This is a genomic window from Eubacteriales bacterium mix99, assembly GCA_038396605.1.
Lineage (GTDB): Bacteria > Bacillota > Clostridia > Caldicoprobacterales > DTU083 > UBA4874.
Genome location: CP121690.1, coordinates 97,829 through 117,233 on the forward strand (window position 1 = coordinate 97,829; position 19,405 = coordinate 117,233).

The window sequence follows — 19,405 nt, forward strand, 5'->3', positions numbered from 1 at the left end:
CTTCGAATTTTCATGATATAATATATTGGGTTAATTTTTTAACGAAAAAAGTCGGTTAAATGTTTTGAAAGATGGGTAAAGATGTTTTAGGATTATACAATGGTGCATTACCATTCTATAAAATACTTATTCAGCAAAGGAGTAATCAGATGAGTGACAAGATGACCACGAATCAGAAGCTGTTGGATTGGGTACAAGAGATGAAAGACATGTGTCAACCTGATAAAGTTGAATGGTGCGATGGTTCCCAGGAGGAAAATGACCGCCTGTTGCAGGAACTGGTAGATAAAGGCACAGCAATCAAGCTGAATCCGGATAAAAAGCCGGGCTGCTATCTGTTCCGCAGCGACCCTTCCGATGTTGCACGTGTGGAAGACAGAACGTTTATTGCCTCCAGGAAAAAGGAAGATGCGGGTCCGACAAACAACTGGATTGATCCGGATGAATTGAAGGATACCATGAAGGGTCTGTACAAAGGCTGCATGAAAGGCAGAACCATGTATGTCATTCCTTTCTCAATGGGACCGGTTGGCTCCCCTGCCTCCAAAATCGGTGTAGAATTGACCGACAGCGCATACGTTGTTGTAAACATGCGCATTATGACCCGTATTGGAAAGAAAGTACTGGATGTCCTGGGAGACGGTGAATTTGTTCCCTGCCTGCATTCCGTAGGCGCTCCGCTGAAGGAAGGGGAAAAGGATTCCACCTGGCCCTGTGCCCCCATGGAGAAAAAATATATCAGCCAGTTCCCGGAAGAAAGGACAATCTGGTCCTATGGTTCCGGCTATGGCGGAAATGCACTGCTGGGCAAAAAATGTTTCGCCCTCCGCATTGCTTCCGTTCAGGCTAGAGATGAAGGCTGGCTGGCGGAGCATATGCTGATTCTGAAGCTTACCAACCCGGAAGGCGAAGTAAAGTATATAACCGGAGCATTCCCAAGTGCCTGCGGGAAAACCAATCTGGCCATGTTGATTCCTACCATTCCGGGCTGGAAAGTGGAAACCGTCGGAGACGACATTGCCTGGATGAAATTCGGAAAAGACGGACGCCTGTATGCCATCAATCCTGAAGCAGGGTTCTTTGGAGTGGCACCGGGAACCTCCTACAAATCCAACCCCAATGCCATGCACAGTGCAGCAAAGAACACCATTTATACCAACGTTGCATTGACGGATGACGGAGACGTCTGGTGGGAAGGAATTGACCAGGACGCACCGGATCATCTGGTTGACTGGCAAGGCAACGACTGGACTCCGGACAGCAGAAAACCTGCTGCTCATCCCAATGCCCGGTTTACCGCACCTGCGAAGCAATGCCCCGTAATCGCCCCGGAATGGGAAGATCCTGCCGGAGTTCCCATCTCTGCCATACTGGTCGGCGGACGCCGCCCCACAACCATCCCCCTGGTTCATGAGAGCTTTAACTGGGAGCATGGCATCTTCATGGGATCCATTATGGGCTCCGAGATTACAGCAGCAACCATCTCCAAAAACATCGGTCAGGTACGCCGTGATCCATTTGCCATGCTTCCTTTCTGCGGATACAATATGGGCGACTACCTGAATCATTGGCTGGACATCGGAAAGAAAGCAGATCCCGACAAACTGCCCAGGATCTATTATGTCAACTGGTTCCGTAAAGACGATGACGGCAAATTCCTGTGGCCCGGATTCGGCGAGAACAGCCGTGTACTGAAATGGATCTTTGAAAGATCTTCCGGCAAAGGCAAAGCTGTAAAATCCCCCATTGGAAACATTCCTGGCCCGGGCGCCATCAATACAGAGGGACTGGATGTCAGTGAAGAGGACATGCAGGAGTTGCTCCATGTGGATAAGCAGGAGTGGCTGAAAGAAGTGGATTCCATAAAGGAATATTACAGGATCTATGGGGATAAATTACCAAAAGAGCTGGCTCACCAGCTGGCAAACCTGGAAGAACGTCTCCACAACTGATTTCCGCTTTGTAAATCGATGAAACAAAAATAGATAAGTGGCTGGGTTGTCCCAGTCACTTATTTTATAGTCTCATGCAGTTCTACCGATTCATTTCCCGATACTTTCCGGGAGTCAGCCCTTCGTATTTCTTGAAAATACGGATCAAGCCGTTGCTGTTACAGTATCCGACTTTCTTTGCTGTCCGGTCCAGGTTCCAACGTTCTTCGATTAACAGTACTTTTGCCCGCCGGATCCGTACCTTGTTGATATAATCCTGTATTCCTTCCCCCGTCTGATCCTTGAAGATCTTCGAGATATAAGGGCCGGTCAGTCCAAACTCCTCTGCAATACCGGCAATGCATAAATTGGTGTCCGTATAGTTCTGATCAACAAGAAAACGGATCTGATCCGCTATCTTCTGATTCCGGTCTTTTTTATTGCACACAATGTAATCGCAGATTTTTTTCAGGATATTCATGATCTCATATTTCATTTCCATTACCGTATTGGATCCGGACAATCTCGTTATAGGATTCAATTCTTCCACAAAAGCGCTGGTATCCGGCATATCGATGTCATTCAATGCTTTGATCATCGTGCTCATCAGATCAAAAAGGAGGCATTTTGTCATTTCCACAGAAATCATCTCTCCGGAGAAATGTTGTTGAAACACATTATTGATAATGTTTTGGGCCGCCTGAAAATCTCCCGTTTTGATTGCGTTGATCAGCTGTTGTTCCTTTTCTATGGGGTAGTCATAGTTGTTTTTTGGATTGACGATCTCATAGTATCCAATAATCCGTTCGCTCCCCATGATCATCCGATATTGCATCGCCTCCTTTGCCTCCTGGAAGGATTGTGGAATCCCGGCCATTTTGAAGTGAATATTGCCTATGGATATGGTCATGTGAATAAAGAAGTTCTCCCGGATAAAGTGCTGGATTTCCCCGGCGATTGTATTCAGATCATTTTTGGCCCCGGCTTGCCGATCCTCCCTGATGTTTACCAGACATGCCGTCAAATCATCCACTTCCAGTACAAATCCCCTGTATTTTCTGTTGATCAATTCCTCCGTCACATTTGCAATAATAAACCGAACCAGTTTTAATTGTTCGACGGAATCTGAAGATTCTCCGGCAAACAACTGCCTGAAGTCTTCAATGTAAAACAGTATCACACAAAAGCTGTCTCCCGGCCACTCAATGCCATATGAGGAGAGAGCTTCATCAATCGGCACAGAGCGCTCCGGAATGCCCTTGATCAGGCGAACCAGAAAGTCGGAGCGCAGTGTAATCTTTTGCCGCTCCAGCTTCTGCTCCATCTTTTCCTTTGCATCCAGGGTATTGGTGATTGCTTTTCGGATAAAACGATATTCATTCCAACCAGGATTCAATTCGATACCGGCAGTATCTGCGAGCGCATGAACAATTTCCTGAACCGGATTATAATTTCTCCTGGTAAACAGGTAGGATACGATTCCTCCGATGATCAGGCATAACAAAATGCTGTATCCGGTAAGCCGTTTGATATACTTTACTTTTTCCAGAAATACACCGGACGGAAGAATAAATAGATACTTCCAGTCATTGACCTGGGAATGGATGCTGGACAGTACATACTCCTTCCCGTCTATGGTCTGATGGGATAAGCTGTTATCCTGAAACTTCCCATATTGAATCCCGGAATAGGAGTGTGCGGAGTCGGTGGAAGCAACCACCTGGCTTTTCTCATCCAGAATCACCACATTCCCCTGCTGGAGGCCTTCCAGACTGGATATCTCATCCAGGAATGCATCATAATCCAGTAATATCAGCATGGTTGCCTGGGCTGTGTAATGTACTCCGTAAGGCAGGGACTGGATACAGGCAATGGTGGATTTCCTTGTCTTCCCCTGCCATATTTCCATATTGGTAAACTGATTCATATATTCCCTGCCTGATAACTTCTTAAATTGCCCGGCTGAAATCTTCTCATGATCTGCCAGCACCCCCTTCAGCAAATCCATGCTGTATGAGGTCCGCGAATTTATAAACATATCAGTATCATGCAAATAGATATAGATCTCGTCAATATAGCTGTTGGCCACCCGATACAAAAAAACATCTTTTTTTACCTCACTGATCACATACCTCCCGTGGGAATCCATAGGCGCGCGGGAATATACAAGAGACTTTATCTTTGGATCCCAGGCAATCTGGAGACTCAGGCGCTGTACATCCGACATCTTTTTATCAATGATCCTCTGAATCTGTTTCAGCATTACAAAATTATTGTTGTTGATTTCCTTTTCAACAATCCGTGCGGATTCCATGTAGAAAAATCCGCTGATAGTAATGGGAATCAGGAGTATGGACAGATAGGAGATCAGCCAGGAGATCAATATACTCTTGTTATTCCAGGATCTCTTTTTTAATCCATTCCATATAGCCGTCCGTATTTTTTTGGTACATGCCACTGGAATCACTCCTGATTCAAAGCTCTTTCATGATGAATGGTTTCCCATTTTCATCTCATCTGTTGTCTGTGCTGCAAAAACATGCTTTCACAGCTGCTCTACCCTTTCAGTGCTCCGATCATAACCCCTTTCACGAAATACTTCTGCAAAAACGGATATACACACAGAATGGGCAAAGTTGCAACCATTATTGTAGCATATTTCACCGTCTGTGCAACGGGTTCCCTGTCCACCACAGCCGTTTCCGTCATCATGTTATCCAGACTGCTGGCAATCAGAATTTCCCGCAATATCAGCTGCAGCGGATACAAGTCACGATTTCTCAGGTAAATCATGGCATTGAACCAGGCATTCCAATGTCCTACTCCATAAAATAGTATCATAACCGAGATCACCGGCATGGACAGCGGTAAAATAATCTTAAACAAAATCGTAAAATCCTTTGCCCCGTCGATTCTGGCCGATTCTTCCAGACTTGCGGGAATCGACATAAAAGAAGTCCTCATAATAATCATATTATAGGTGCTTAAGGCGTTCGGTATGATAAGGGACCACAGGGTATTGGTCAGATGCAGCTGCTTTACCAGCAAATAAGTCGGGATCATTCCTCCTCCGAAGAACATGGTGAGCACAATCAGGAACATGAAGACTTTTTTCCAGTATAGATCCTTACGGGATAACACATATGCCCCAAGCGATGTCATCACAATATTGACGGTCGTTCCGACCACGACAATAAACAGCGTATTGATATAACCCCGGGATATCATGGGATTATCAAAGACTGCCTGATATGCCCCGGTTTCAAACCCCAGAGGAACCAGCAAAATACCCCGATGCTGCATGAGCAGGGATGGGCTGCTGATGGATGCAAATGCGACATACAACAACGGATACAGTGTCACAATGATTAATAATATCATGAATATTACATTGATCCCGTCAAAGGTTCTTTCTCCAATGCTTCTTTTAATTTTCACACTCTTCTCCTCCTTACCAAAGGCTGGTTTCCGTAGCTTTGCGGCTGAACCAGTTCGCTGCAATCACCAGTATCAGATTGATTATGGAATTAAACAGCCCCACTGCCGCGCTATAGCTGTAATTTGCCTCCAACAGACCCTTTCGGTATACAAAGGAGGATATGACATCTGCCGTCTCATAGGTACTGGGATTATACAGCAGAATAATTTTCTCATGCCCAACGCTCATCATGGAGCCGATTCTCATAATCAGCAAAATCACGATAGTGGGCAGAATACCAGGAAGTGTGATATGCCAGATCTGGTTCCAACGATTTGCTCCGTCGATAACGGAAGCCTGATAGAGCTCCGGATCGATCCCGGACAATGCCGCCAGATAGATAATGGAGCCCCAGCCAATGCCCTGCCAGATACCGGAAATGATATAAATCGATTTGAACAGCTGTGGTTCCAACAACATTGTGCTCCGCTTTCCACCAAGCAGGACAACCAAATCATTGATAATCCCGTCCCTTGCCGTAAAGTCATGAATCATACCACATATGACTACCAGCGATATGAAATGCGGCATATAGGTAATCGTCTGCACGGTTCGCTTAAACTTCTCCTTTCGCAGTTCATTCAAAAGGAGCGCCAGAATAATGGGAGCAGGAAAAGAAAAAAGCAGGCTGAATAAATTAATCAGCAATGTATTCTTCAGCAGCCTTTCAAAATAATAACTGTTAAAAAACTCCTGAAACCATTGAAATCCCACCCATGGACTTCCCAGAATTCCTTTTGCGGGAGTAAAATTTTTAAATGCGATTGTAAGGCCATACATAGGGCCGTATTGAAAAATAATATAATACGCCAGAACAGGCAAAGCCATCAAATAGATCAGCCGATTTTTTCGGAAATCCCTGGCAAGCATGGACCGATAGCTGCTTTTTTCCGAAACACCGTACTTTGCATTCTGCATCTTTTGCCTTTCCATCGTCACAAAGACACCTCTTTCTCTGATTCCCAAAATATGCTCATTTACTTCTGAAACATATTACTGAAGGGATGTTAGCGGCATCCCTTCAGTAATACTTGTGCCATCAGATATCGTTCTATCCTGCCCTATCTCGCATTGTATCGATCCAATGCATCCTGACGTATCTTCAGAGCTTCGTCCCCTTTCATTTTCTTTATCTGCTTTACAAATGAATCAAACTTGTCCGGAGACTCCTCTCCCATGATAAATTTGGTCGTCATCTCATCCACATAGGTATTGATTTCAGACATGATATTGGTAGACTTCTGGCTTTCCTCCGTAGTTAAGGTAACGGGGGGCATGTTCAATGAAATATCATCACTGTCTTCAATCCATGTCTTTAATGCCTGCTGCTGTTCCGGATAAATCAGAACCTGATCAAAATATCTGACATCCTGTACAAACGGGCCAATGGCTATGGATAAAGCGTAGCGTATCAGGGAATTTGCCACTGGAAGATCCGGATTGTTCAGTACCATTTCCGTATACTTCGGTTCGCCGTTTTCCATTGTATAGCTTTCTCCTTCAATTCCAAAATTAAACAGCATCTTTCCTTTTTCCCCATAGGCATAATCCAGATATTCCGCTGCCTTGTCTGCATTTTTACATGCTGTGGTAATGGCCGTTCCCGAGCTTTGAACGGAAGGCTCCAGGTAACCGAATGATTTTCCGGCATCGCCAATTGGAAAGGGAGCGCCCGCCAACTCAAATTCCGGCTGTTTTGCTCTTACGGATTGGGTAAATCTGCCCATATTGCCCAGTATCATACCATAAAACGCCCCCGCAAGGGAACCGGTTACCTTGGCATCAAAGCTGGTGGCGTCCGTAGCTGCAAAATCCGGATCAATCAGGCCTTCTTTATACCATTTTGCCATCGTCTTCAGAAAGTCCTTATACTCCGGCTGCACCGGGCCATATTCCACGGTGTCTCCATTCCTGTAAAACCCTTTCAATATACCCCAGGCCCTTGTAAAAGTCGCAATATTTCCAAGACCTGTGCTGACATAAGGCAGTTCATCTGTCTTATCCCCGTTTTGATTCATATCATTTTCCCTGAACGCTGTTAAGACCGTATGCCAGTCCTCCATCGTTTTCGGTACTTCCATATTCAAACGATCCAGCCAATCCTTTCGGATCTGAAAGCCCTGGCTTATCCGCAGTTTTTCATTACCACGGATAAACGGGAACATATATAGGGTGCCATCATCCAGCACTGCTTCCTTTTTCCAGTCCGGATTGGCTTCCAGTATTGCTTGATAGTTTGGCGCATGTTCTGCAATCACGTCATTCAGTTTTATAATGGAATCGTCAGCTATGGCTTTTGCGGGCCCCCCTGATACATCGCGCCAACCCCAGTAAATAAGATCCGGAAGCTCCTGTGAACCCAGCATCAGATTAAATTGTTCGGTGCCCTGCCCAGCCGGTGGATGCATCCACTCAATATTCACTCCGGTATCTTTTTCTGCTTCCTTAAGGCAGGCGATCTCGTCATAGCTTTTCATACTCATGGAAGCCTTGGAGTCCATGTCCCAGAAATAGGTTAATGTAATGTTCCCGTTTTTCTCCGATTTTTCGGATTTTTGCCCCGAATCGTTTGAGCCTGGATTTCCTTTTCCATTGGCAGGCCCATCGGATTGATCGGCATCTCTGGTGGCACAACCGGCAATGAATGTGCCTGAAACAAGTATCATGGCAATCAGAAGCGCCAACATTTTAATGTGAAATCTTTTTTTCAAGAAAATAATCCTCCCCATCTTCTTCTAAGAGCACTCTTTACCCCTTTATGATGACATCTCCGATTGTGTCTGTAAATATCAAATAATGCGAAAGCATCATCAAAGCCCGGAATCCTGCCCTATCTTCCACAGATTCAAGGTAATTTGAGCTCTTACCTTGCATGGTATCGATCCAATGCATCCTGTTGTATCTTCAGAGCTTCGTCCCCTTTCATTTTCTTTATCTGCTTTACAAACGAATCAAACTTGTCCGGAGACTCCTCCCCCATAATAAATTTGGTTGTCATCTCATCCACATAGGTATTGATTTCAGACATGATATTGGTAAACTTCTGGCTTTCCTCTGCGGTCAGCGTAATGGGAGGCATATTCAGGGGGACACTGCTTTCATGCCAGGTTTTCACTGCTTCCTTCTGTTCAGGGTAAATCAGATTTTGCCAATGGTATCTTACATCCTGTACAAATGGCCCGTCCGCTATGGCCATGGCATATTGAATCAAGGCATTTGTCATCGGAAGCTTGGGGTTCTTCGTTATTGTGTCGGTATAAACCGGTTCGCCGTCCTCCAAGGTATAGCTTTCCCCTTCAATTCCAAAATTGAATGCCATATGTCCTTCTTCACCGTATCCATAGTCCAGATATCCGGCAGCCTCTTCGATATGTTTACAGCCTGACATTATGGCGGTTCCACTGTTCATTACTGCAGGATCCATATAACCATAGGACTTTCCGGCCGGACCAATGGGAAACGGCGCTCCTGCCAGCTCAAAATCCGGTTGATTCGACCTTACGGATTGTGTAAACCTTCCCATATTGCCAAAAATGGCGCCGTAATAGGATCCCCCAAGGGAACCGCTCACTTTCGCATCAAAATTGGTGCCGTCCGTAGCAGCAAAGTCCGGATCCATCAGGCCTTCTTTATACCATTTCGCCATGGTTTTCAGAAAATCTTCATACTCCGGCTGAACCGGCCCGTATTTCACTTGATCCCCGCTTTTATAAAACCCATTTGTAATTCCCCAGGCCTTTGCGAAATTTGCAATATTGCCAAGACCTGCACTGACAAAGGGCAGTTCATCATTGGAATTTCCATTATGATTCATATCGTTTTTTCTGAATGCGGTCAAAACCGTATACCAATCATCAATGGTTTTCGGAATTTCCAGCTGTAATTCATCCAGCCAATCTTTCCGTATCTGAAATCCGCCTGGTATTCTCAAATTCTCATCACCCCGGATAAACGGGAACATATATAAGGTACCGTCATCCAGAATTGCATCTTTTTTCCAATCCGGATTTGCTTCCAGTACGGCTTTGTAATTTGGCGCATAATCATCAATTATATCATTCAGTTTCAGAATGGAACCATCTTCTATTGCCTTCACAGGTCCTCCGGAAACAGTACGCCAGTCCCAGTAAACAAGATCCGGAAATTCCTGCGAGCCCATCATCAGATTGAATTGTTCCGTCGCTTGTCCGGCCGGCGGATGCATCCATTTGATATTTACCCCTGCTGCTTTTTCCGCTTCCTTAAAGCAGGCAATTTCCTTATAGCTTTTCATGCTCATGGAAGCTTTCGCATCCATATTCCAGAAACATGTCAGAGTAACCGGCCCGTCCTTTTTGGTCTCTCCTTTTGCCTCCTTTGAATCCGCATTGTCCTTTCCATCCTTCTCAGAAACTTTTTCATCAGGAGATCCGTTAGACGAATCGACATTGTTGGTACATCCAACGGCAAACATACCCAAAATAAGGATTGCTGTCATAAATGCCAGCATTTTAAAATGAAACGTCTTACTGTAAAACGTTTTCTTCAAGAAAATAACTCCTCTCTTCTTTGCATTCTTTGTAAGAGCACTCTTTATCGGTACCATTATGACGGCTTCGCCTCTTTCTGTAAATATTCAAAAATGCGAAACCATCATCAAAGTCCGGAATTCCATTTTATATTCCAAAATTAAAGAAATGTGTAATACGGATAGATTCGGTTACTATTAAATACTACAAAAAGAAACAGACCGAAAGTGCTGCCGCACCTTCGGTCTGTTTGAGTTATCTGTTATCGAATATCCGATATTGGATGTCGGATTTGGATTGACACTGTTTTTTATGACAGGAATATCTCTTTTCCCGTTTTGGCAGATTCATAGATTGCCAGGATCAGATCCACCGCTTTTCGGGCGGACTCCCCGGTAATCATGGGATCCCGATCCTCCAGAACAGCTGAAATCATATCATCAATCAATGCGTAATGTCCTGAACCGGATATCGCTTTCGGGTCCGAGGAACCGCCGACTTTTTCATTTTTGATATCCGGGAAGGTATCCTGTTCCTCTCCAACCTTTCTCCATTGCCGGAATCCCGAATCGCTGAAGATCACACTTCCGTTCTCTCCATGTATCTCAAAACGGGTCTCCTGTGCCGGATACACGGATGTTGTCCCTTCAATCACTCCCACGGCTCCGCTTTTGAACTTCAGCACCGCCAAAGCCGTATCTTCCACCTGGATCTCCCTTGCCAGAGTCTCGCATCTGGCAAAAACACTTTTCACATCGCCGGCCAGCCAAAGGATCATATCAATTCCATGAACCCCCTGGTTCATCAATGCTCCGCCGCCGTCCAGATCCCATGTTCCGCGCCACCCGGCGGAATTATAATATTCCTGGCTCCTGTAATATTTCAAATAGGCGTCTGCGAGGACAATCTTCCCGAACTCCCCGTTTTCAAATGCTTCCTTTGTCGCAATGGCTTCTTTCATCAGCCTTCTTTGAAAGACGCACCCCAGCTTTACATGATTCTCCCGGCAGGCATCGATCATCTGCGTCATTTTCTCCGAATGAATATCCAAAGGCTTTTCACAGAATACGTGTTTCCCCGCCCTGGCAGCATCGATCGTCATATCCCCATGCATCCCGCTTGGCGTGCAGATACATACGACATCCACATCCTCCCGCTTCAGCAGTTCATGATAATCCTTATGGAAATAAGGAGCCGCGTATTTCTGCTGAAAGGCCTTTCCCTTCGTCTCATCAATATCGCAGACGGCAACCAGCTGCGCCCTGTCATTGTTTACAATGGCATTGGCATGATTCGGAGCAATTACCCCGCAGCCAATGATTCCAAAACGAACTTTTTTATCCATTATCGTTTCTCTCCTCAATGTCCGGTATTCTAACAGGAATTGCCGGAATTGCACCGGATATTCCCCCGAATTTCCATCCGGCATTCCCCCGGGCATTTCCCGGAACCTTTGCCGGACATTTTAATAAGATTTCGATCTGTCTTTTCTTTCTTACGGTATCCTTTTAAGGCATTGTTATTTTTTCCATGCTTTCATCCATTTGTATTGCCGCGCGGCTGGTCCGAAGCACCTCCTGATTGGTAATAAGTGTCCCAGGCTTCCCCTCAATCCGATTCAGAAAGTCCCGGGTCAGGGTGGTGGGAGCAGGAACTTCCTCCCATCTTTTATACTCCCCGGAATCCCGGACCCACAGCCCATAAGGCGACCCATTGGTTTTCCTGTCTCCGGTTGTCCGTATCTCCGCTCTCCCTTTGGTGCCGACACAGAAGATCCTTCCGTCTCCGTATGCAAAGTAGGAATCCGGCATCCGCCAATCTGCTTCCAGAGTTGCCACGACGCCGTTTTCCATTTTTATCAGGGCGTTTGCACTGTCATAAAAGGTTTCATACTGAGGATAACCAACTTTTTTCAGATATCCGCTGCAGGCAGCCATTTCACTTCCGGTGAACCATCGCAGCAGGTCGATATCATGAACCAGAAGATCCACTGCAATCCCGCCGTTCTCCTCTTTGGAAAAATGCCAGGCGGCCCGGGTTTTCGCCAGCAATTTATGGGGCTTCATGATCGTAAAGCTCACCAGGTCGCCCAATTTGCCTTCCTGTATCATTTTCCAAAGGGTGTAAATGGGTGGATTAAGCCGCTCTGTCAGCATCATTCCCACCTGGATGCGCCCTTCCTCCACAATCCTTTCCAACCGCCCCATGTCCTTGCCGGAAGTAACAACTGGCTTATCCGCCACAACATGGATTCCTTCCTGATTGCACATCTCCAGGATATCCATCTTTTGATTGTTTACTGCAGAAGTTCCCAGAATATCGGGATGCGTCGCAAGAAGATCTTCCCCCCTGTCAAAAAGAGGTACGCCGTATCTTACCGCCAGATCTCCCGCAATATCCGGCTCTGTCTCATAGATGCCTGTAAACTCATGTCCCAGCGTCAGCATCTCCCCGATGAATTCCCCTATATGCCCATGCCGGCATCCATATATGCCAAATCTCATATCATTTCCTCCGCCTGTTGGACTCCCTTACCGGTAGTTAATCCTGCAGCTTTTCGGGCTTGCCGCTCTCATAGGACTTTGCCGCGGCATCCAGCAAATTCATTACTTCCAGGGCGTCATCCAGACACAGGTCCGCTTTTCCGGTGCGGAAGAAACGTTCAATCACTTTCAGCTCCTCAGCATAGTATACAGGGCTGTCCACGGAATAGGAAGGATTCGACTTGCCGTCCCTCAAAGTACCGCCGTAAGTATAGGCGCCCTCTGTCAGCTCGACAACTCCTCTTCTTTTGTCCGGATATTCCACAATGGCCACGGCACCGGCATGATCTTTCCGGGTATCCACACAAATGGCGCCCCGGCCCATGGCTCTTTCCAGCATCTCAAAGCAATGCACGCCGTACCATATCACACCGCTTCCTACCGGCGGAATTCCCAAAGGTCCGTAGCAATAGGTCTGCATGGGCTTCGAGACCATGCGGCAGGCATCGGTCAACCCCTGTACATATCGCAGCGGAGAGGAAGAAAGCACCTGAACATTATTTTCCTTCGCAAGATCATAGATCGCTTTTCCATTTTCATAATGATCCGCCAAAGGCTTATCCAGGAAAATGGGTTTGTTGCATTTCATACATTTCTTGAAATACTCCAGATGGTAAGCAGGATCATTGATCTCAATCATAATGGCATCGCAATCGGAAACTGCGTCGTTGAAATCCTCCGTTACCCGGACACCCCAGGCTTCCAGCTGCTGCTGTCTCTCATCCAGTACCTGCCTGTTGGTAAAAGGCGTCTCAAAGCGCATGCAGGTAACAGCTCTCAGGCCTTCCACCCTGCTTTCCTCAGGGCAGTCGGGAGCCTGCATCCTCCGCGGAAGTTCCACCGAATGACTCGTGTCCAGTCCGATAACAGCAACTCTGATCTCTTTGTTCACAACAATCGCTCCTTTAATGTTTTTGTGGATTTTGTGATGATACCTGTAAATACCTTTTTGCCTGCTTCTTTTCCCCTGAACCGTTTTTTGTCTTTCATGAAAATATAATGTATGTTCCGCTTAAAGCCATATAGAAATCGATTTCTATATATTATTTGGGTTCTACACTTATCCCTGAAATCCTTCTGAAATTCAAAAATCAAGTTGATTTTTTCAATGGCCTTACCGACCCCCGGGCAATCAGCTCCGGAAGAAGATTGATGACCCGATTGGATTCCGACCGGCCGTCCAGCTTTTCAAGCAACAGCTTGGCTGCGGACTTTCCGACTTCATATCCGGGATATCGGATCGTGGTCAATGGAGGAGAAAACATCCCGGCAAAGGAAATATCATCAAAGCCGATCACCGATAGATCCTGCGGAACCCTTTTCCCATGCACGTTCATCCTTTGGATGAACCCAAAGGCGGTCATATCATTAACCGTCAGCACGGCGGTGGCATCCAGTTTTCGTTTTGTAAATTCATCCGCCATCCGTTTGCCGTTCTGAAATTCAAAACCTTCCTCTTCTTCTTTTTCAAAGGTTCCAATCAGGATAGATTCTTCATTTTGCGGGATGCCATAATCCGAAAGGGCCGTCCGGTATCCCTTGTACATCTCCTTTCGGGTCCATTTGGTAAGAGGGGAACTGATAAATGCAATCTTTCGGTGTCCGTTCCGGATCAGATATTCCACTGCAAGGTAGGCTCCCCGGAAGCAATCAAAACTGACCATACTGAAATCGTTGTTTTCGATTTTTTGATCCATCAACACGAACTGCATTCCCTTTTCCGCATATTCTCCGATGTTTTCATATCCCAGGGAGGAGATCAAAACTCCACGGATCTGTTTCTCATAAAGAGACTGCAGATATCGCTTTTCTTTTCCGATATCCCGAAAGGTATTGCATAACAGCAGATAACAGCCGTTCTGATTGACTTCCTCTTCAATCCCGAGAATCACAGAGGAATAAAACGGATTGGATACCGTTGGAATAATCACTCCGATATCGGGACTGATATTGCTCTTCAGGCTTCTTGCCACCCGATTGGGAGAATAGTTCAGCCTTTCCGCGATTTTAAAAATCTTTTGTTTCAGCGGCGGGCTGACGGGATAACCGGATCCGCTTAATACCCGTGAAACCGTCGCCACGGAAGTATCCGCCAATTTTGCAATATCATATATGGTTGTTCTGTTCTTTCGTTCGGTCATGATAAAAGCCTCCAGAGATGCAAGCAATGTCCGCCAGGACGGCAATCCTGCTATTTTGTCATGCGGGAAGCCCGTTCTGCCGTGATTTCATGCACAAGCGGTTCATTATCCAGAAAGCGATCCATATCATCCAGCACAGCCAGGGTCGCATACTTTCTCCTGTCCACTGTCGGTCCTGCCATATGCGGAATAAGAAGCGCATTCTCCATTTTCCGGAGAGGGCTGTCCTCCGGCAGTGGTTCCTTTTCATATACGTCCAGCACAGCCTGGAACCGGTTTTGTTTCAGTTCCTCAATCACTGCTTCCTCATCGATGACCCTCCCCCGGGAAGTATTCACCAATACAGCATGATCCTGAATCCGCTTCAGCAGAGGTTGGTCAATCATATGGTACGTTTCTTCCGTTGCCGACAGATGAACGGAAATAAGAGGACAGGAAGAAAAAAGCTCCTCCAGCTCCACCTTTTCCACGCCATATTCCGCCATGGTCTGTGCATCCACATATTTATCGAATGCCTTGATGGTGACGCGAAACGGCTTCAGCATGGAAACCAGATACCTGGGGATTTCCCCGAAGCCAACCAGACCAATGGTTTGATCCAACAATCCCCTGTTCCAATAGTCTGCGGATTTCCAGCCGCCTGATTTCATATGATTTACATAGTACGGGATATCCCGAAGAGCCGCAAGCAGGTAACCGATGACGCTTTCCGCCACGGACTCGGCAAACACTTTATTGGCGCTGATCACCCGAATCCCCCTGGCATAGAGATCATCGGAAACGAGATTTGCCACGGAACCTGCCGTATGGGCAACCAGTTTCAAACGGCCGGCATTTTTCAAAACCCGTGAAGTGAACCTGGGGATCCCCCAGCCTGTCATACACATATCCATGTCCCGGAGTTTCTCACTCAGTTCCTCTTCTGTATAGTTTGTACCTTTTTCATTCCAGGTAACGTTGCCCATCTGCCCGATCCTCCGGGCCACTTCCTCCGGAATAAATGTTTTTCTCACATCTTCCGGCAATGCTACAAGTATATTCATCTGAATGCTTTCCTCCCTTTAGGCCATCGGACTATCCATCATTAAAATAAATTACGGATGGATCTTACTGTTCCCGCCCTCGTATAGGCATCCTTAAAACCAAATCGTTCCCCATTCCTGTCGAAAAGCCTGGCACTGTTGGCGGCGTCCAGTCTCTTATATCGGATTTCCACTTTCAGCGGCTCAGCAAAGGTATAGGGCTTCATTTCCTCCAAATGCGCAGCAGCCTGTTTTACACTCTCATATATTTCCTGACATACTGTTTTCGGATGCTTGCTGATCACCGAGTTCCAGGACAGGCTTTGCTTGGTAATAACCGTCTCGATCCAGGGAAAAGATTCCTTCGCCTGGGCAATGCACTTGTCATCAGAAGAAGCAAAGATGACCGGAACATTTGCCAATCCCGCAAAGGCCCCATCAATCTCCATCTCGCCGACCTCTTTCCCGTTTATTTTACAATACTGATAGGCGAGAGAGCTGTAAGTATGGGCCAGTGTGGCTTCCCGGACATTATCCCGGCTGTGATAGCCTATAAATAAAACACCATCAAAAGACTCATCGATGGTCGGAAATCTGCCCTGATGGCCGCTGCCCAACAGAATCTTACATCTGGAATCAAGCTCATCGTAATGCAGGTTTACCCCAGAATGGTGATTATCCCAGACAATCACTTCCTCTGCTCCCATATCAAACAATGCGATAGCTGCCGCGTTGGCTTCGGCAGTCGCCTGTTTTTGTGCCCAGGCAAAGTTTTCACTGTCGCTCAGGCTACCTCCCGGTCTGCCGACAGCACAGGATACGCCTTCGCAATCCACACCAATATAAAATTTTCCCCGTTTCATTTATTTAGCCTCCTTCGAAGCAGCAAGCTTCATTGGGCTGTCATCAAAGAGTAATCGATTTCTACATTATATTTACTTTGATTCTACATATTTTACCGAACTCCTTCCTCTCAGCAAAAGAATTGTCGTGATCCCCCATAGAAACCACGACTTGTGTAAAATTCTCTCTAATCTTTTATTTGGCGGCCTTCGCCCATCTGTCATATGCCTTCTGTTTCAAATCCAGTAACTCGGGCAGCCCTATTTCATCCAATGTCTTAATATATTTGTCAAAGTTCTTAAGAGACTCTTCCCCATTAATGAATTTTGATACGATTTCTTCCATATAGTTTTTAATGTCGGTTTCCAATAATGATATCCGCTCCGTTTCTTCCGCGGTATATCTCACTGTCAATGGGAACTCGTCTGTCAGATACGGCTCCTGCCTTGTCTGAACCGCCTTTACTTTCATTTCCATAAGTGGAAAGTCAGCTGGATATGGCATAAAATTCAGATATTGAGGCAGTCCGGTATTCAATGTAATCCTGGCATCCTCCCGAAGGGTTTGAAAGTCCTTCACCGGTTCAATCCAACGGTAAGTCTCTCTCTTATCATCTGCATACTCCCACTGCTTCCCTTCAAAACCAAGAAACATGGAAACGCCATTCAAATCCTTTGCTTCACTATCCCCCTCCTCCAAATCAGCATACCACATATCAAACCAACGCATGACTGCTTCCGGAGATTTGCATTTATCTGTAATCACGGCCTTTCCTGTGCCGACCGGCTGGTAAGCAGGAGCCACTTTCTTATCGTTAAATTCCGATGTCAGAGGCTCCAGAGAATCCTGAGGCGTTTTGACATCCGGAGGCAAGTTGGTAGGAGAAATGTTATATATCCCGATAATCCCACTTCTTACTTTTGCAATATGCTGTTGGCTGGTCTGAACAAACAGCTCTGGATCAATCAGGCCTTCCGAGTATAGCTTGTTTGTATATTTCAGAAACTCCTCAAATACCGGCAATGACGGAGTATATACCACTGTTCCGTTTTCCTGGACATCAAAATCCATTCCTCCAGACAAGCCGGTAAAGGCAGCACAGATAAAATCAAGGGTGTGCAGTCCGGCACCGCCCCATGGGATTTCATCATTGAGATCGCCGTTTCCATTGGGATCCCCTTCTCTATATGCCTTCAGCAGTTCATACAGATCTTCAACAGTTTGCGGCATATCTTTTCCAACTGCTTCCATCCACCCGGCGTCCATAAAGTTGATCCATGGATTTTGTGTACTGGTCCTTATATAGTTCGGCAAGCCGTATATACTGCCGTTCAGGGAAGTGATGGCGGACTTGATATCCGGATACTCTTCCATTCGCTTCTTGAGATTCGGTGCATAATCGTCAATGAGCGAAGTCAAATCAATGAATATCCCCTGTGCTCCATATTTTTCCTCATCATTGATGCCCATATCACGCAGAAACACATCGGGGTATTCCCCTCCATTTAGGGCCAGGTTCTTTTTTTCCTGATAGGTGGATTCCTCTGCCAGTTCAAACTCAAAATGAATGTTGGTAACTTCTTCAGCCTTCTGTATGATATCGAGATCTTTCCATTCCACTCCGCCAGGATCCTTCTTGCCCATGGCGGTAATCGTCAATTTTTCCTTCGTAATGGGATAACCCGTAGGATTCAGATAATCCGGTACATCAGGCTTGCCGCCTTCCGCCGTTTCGGTATGATTCCCGCCGGATGAATCTGTTTTCTTATCAGCGACATCTTTCCCTCCACTGCCGCAACCTACCAGGAGAGATACCACAAAAACAAAAACCAGAAATACATTTAAGATTCTTTTTTTCATATAACTGTCTCCTCCTAAAATTGTGTTTTGAGCTTTTTATATATCTGTCCTTTAGACTTGTCAGGCTGCTTTGCAGCCCTCCTTGCAGGATGTTATAGTCTGGCAGAGATAGCCCTGCAAGGATAAAGCGCAAGGGCTAACCCTTCAATGCTCCTATCATGACCCCCTTTACAAAAAATTTCTGGACAAAAGGATATACCATCATAATTGGCAAAGTGCTGACAATGATCAATCCGTATTTTATCTGCTCTGCTATTTTCAACTGATCGTTCATCGTTGCCATATCTCCGGTCAATATCATTTGTGCATCAAACTCGCTTTTGATCAGCATTTCACGAAGAATCAACTGTAGCGGGAAAAGCTTTTCTCTCCTTAAATAAACAAGAGCTTTAAAATAGTTGTTCCAATGGGCCACTGCAAAAAACAACGCCAGAACTGCAATAATAGCAGAAGACAACGGCAAAATAATGGTGAAGAACAGCCGAAAGTCAGAACAGCCATCTATTTTGGCCGCTTCCTGCAGTTCCCATGGTATCGTAGATTGAAAAAAGGTCCGTGCAATGACGATATTCGTCATGTTTGTTGCTCCAAGCAGTAAAATAGCCCACTGCGTATCCAGCAGATGAAGCCCCTTCATCAACAGGAAAGTCGGAATCAGGCCGCCACTGAAAAACATGGTGATGATAAACACAATGGTAATTGCACTTCTCCCTACAAGATCTTTTCTGGATAGCGCATATGCTGCCGGGATTGTTACCACAAGATTGATCAGTGTCCCAAACACTGTATAAAAGATCGTATTGAAATATCCGCTTGCAATTCTGGGATCATCAAAGATATGGCGATAACCGGCAAAGGAAATCCCTTTCGGTAACAGGATCACTTTTCCCGAGTTGATCAGATTAGGATCACTGATCGAAGCGATTACAACAAAATACAGCGGATAAAACGTTATAATAAGAATAAAGAATAATAAAATATAGTTGATACAGTTGGCAATCTTATCCCCTCTGGTTTCTTCTATAGCAGCCATGATTAAACTCCTCCTTTTTCAGGTAAATGATTTTGAGTATATTCCC

General features: G+C 45.8%; 14 protein-coding genes. 1 reads left to right on the forward strand and 13 read right to left on the reverse strand.

The annotated features are described in order from the left end of the window. Nucleotides 1–149 precede the first annotated feature (149 nt). Nucleotides 150–1,952 (forward strand): phosphoenolpyruvate carboxykinase (GTP), encoded by a 1,803-nt coding sequence (locus QBE55_00370; protein ID WZL78662.1) that lies wholly within the window; start codon nucleotides 150–152, stop codon nucleotides 1,950–1,952. Nucleotides 1,953–2,034: 82 nt separating this feature from the next. On the opposite strand, the gene QBE55_00375 is transcribed toward QBE55_00370, so the two are convergent. The 13 genes from QBE55_00375 to QBE55_00435 form a co-directional block, all read right to left on the reverse strand. Beyond that, complete coding sequence (locus QBE55_00375) at nucleotides 2,035–4,389, reverse strand: helix-turn-helix domain-containing protein (GenBank protein WZL78663.1); 2,355 nt, start codon at nucleotides 4,387–4,389, stop codon at nucleotides 2,035–2,037. 98 nt (nucleotides 4,390–4,487) lie between these two features. Beyond that, a complete protein-coding gene (locus QBE55_00380; protein WZL78664.1) occupies nucleotides 4,488–5,369 on the reverse strand; it encodes a carbohydrate ABC transporter permease in 882 nt (293 codons plus the stop codon). A gap of 13 nt (nucleotides 5,370–5,382) precedes the next feature. Next, complete coding sequence (locus QBE55_00385; protein ID WZL79824.1) at nucleotides 5,383–6,342, reverse strand: ABC transporter permease subunit; 960 nt, start codon at nucleotides 6,340–6,342, stop codon at nucleotides 5,383–5,385. A gap of 128 nt (nucleotides 6,343–6,470) precedes the next feature. Next, entirely contained in the window at nucleotides 6,471–8,120 is a 1,650-nt protein-coding gene (locus tag QBE55_00390; GenBank protein ID WZL78665.1) for an extracellular solute-binding protein, read from the reverse strand. Nucleotides 8,121–8,272: 152 nt separating this feature from the next. Further along, nucleotides 8,273–9,937: an extracellular solute-binding protein gene (locus QBE55_00395; protein ID WZL78666.1), complete on the reverse strand. Its 1,665-nt coding sequence runs from the start codon at nucleotides 9,935–9,937 to the stop codon at nucleotides 8,273–8,275. Nucleotides 9,938–10,227: 290 nt separating this feature from the next. Further along, nucleotides 10,228–11,262, reverse strand: coding sequence for a Gfo/Idh/MocA family oxidoreductase (locus QBE55_00400; GenBank protein WZL78667.1), 1,035 nt, complete (start codon nucleotides 11,260–11,262; stop codon nucleotides 10,228–10,230). Nucleotides 11,263–11,425: 163 nt separating this feature from the next. Next, nucleotides 11,426–12,421, reverse strand: a complete 996-nt coding sequence (locus tag QBE55_00405) for a Gfo/Idh/MocA family oxidoreductase (protein ID WZL78668.1) — start codon at nucleotides 12,419–12,421, stop codon at nucleotides 11,426–11,428. A 37-nt stretch (nucleotides 12,422–12,458) separates the two neighbouring features. After that, nucleotides 12,459–13,352 carry a Gfo/Idh/MocA family oxidoreductase gene (locus tag QBE55_00410; GenBank protein WZL78669.1) on the reverse strand — a complete coding sequence of 298 codons (894 nt, stop codon included), beginning with the start codon at nucleotides 13,350–13,352 and terminating at the stop codon, nucleotides 12,459–12,461. A 199-nt stretch (nucleotides 13,353–13,551) separates the two neighbouring features. Then, entirely contained in the window at nucleotides 13,552–14,601 is a 1,050-nt protein-coding gene (locus QBE55_00415; GenBank protein WZL78670.1) for a LacI family DNA-binding transcriptional regulator, read from the reverse strand. 50 nt (nucleotides 14,602–14,651) lie between these two features. Then, nucleotides 14,652–15,644: a hydroxyacid dehydrogenase gene (locus tag QBE55_00420; GenBank protein WZL78671.1), complete on the reverse strand. Its 993-nt coding sequence runs from the start codon at nucleotides 15,642–15,644 to the stop codon at nucleotides 14,652–14,654. Between the two features lie 41 nt (nucleotides 15,645–15,685). Beyond that, nucleotides 15,686–16,486, reverse strand: a complete 801-nt coding sequence (locus tag QBE55_00425; protein WZL78672.1) for a M55 family metallopeptidase — start codon at nucleotides 16,484–16,486, stop codon at nucleotides 15,686–15,688. 175 nt (nucleotides 16,487–16,661) lie between these two features. Further along, nucleotides 16,662–18,326, reverse strand: coding sequence for an extracellular solute-binding protein (locus QBE55_00430; protein WZL78673.1), 1,665 nt, complete (start codon nucleotides 18,324–18,326; stop codon nucleotides 16,662–16,664). Between the two features lie 136 nt (nucleotides 18,327–18,462). After that, on the reverse strand, nucleotides 18,463–19,359 hold the full coding sequence (locus tag QBE55_00435) for a carbohydrate ABC transporter permease (GenBank protein ID WZL78674.1): 897 nt from the start codon (nucleotides 19,357–19,359) through the stop codon (nucleotides 18,463–18,465). Between the last annotated feature and the right edge of the window lie 46 nt (nucleotides 19,360–19,405).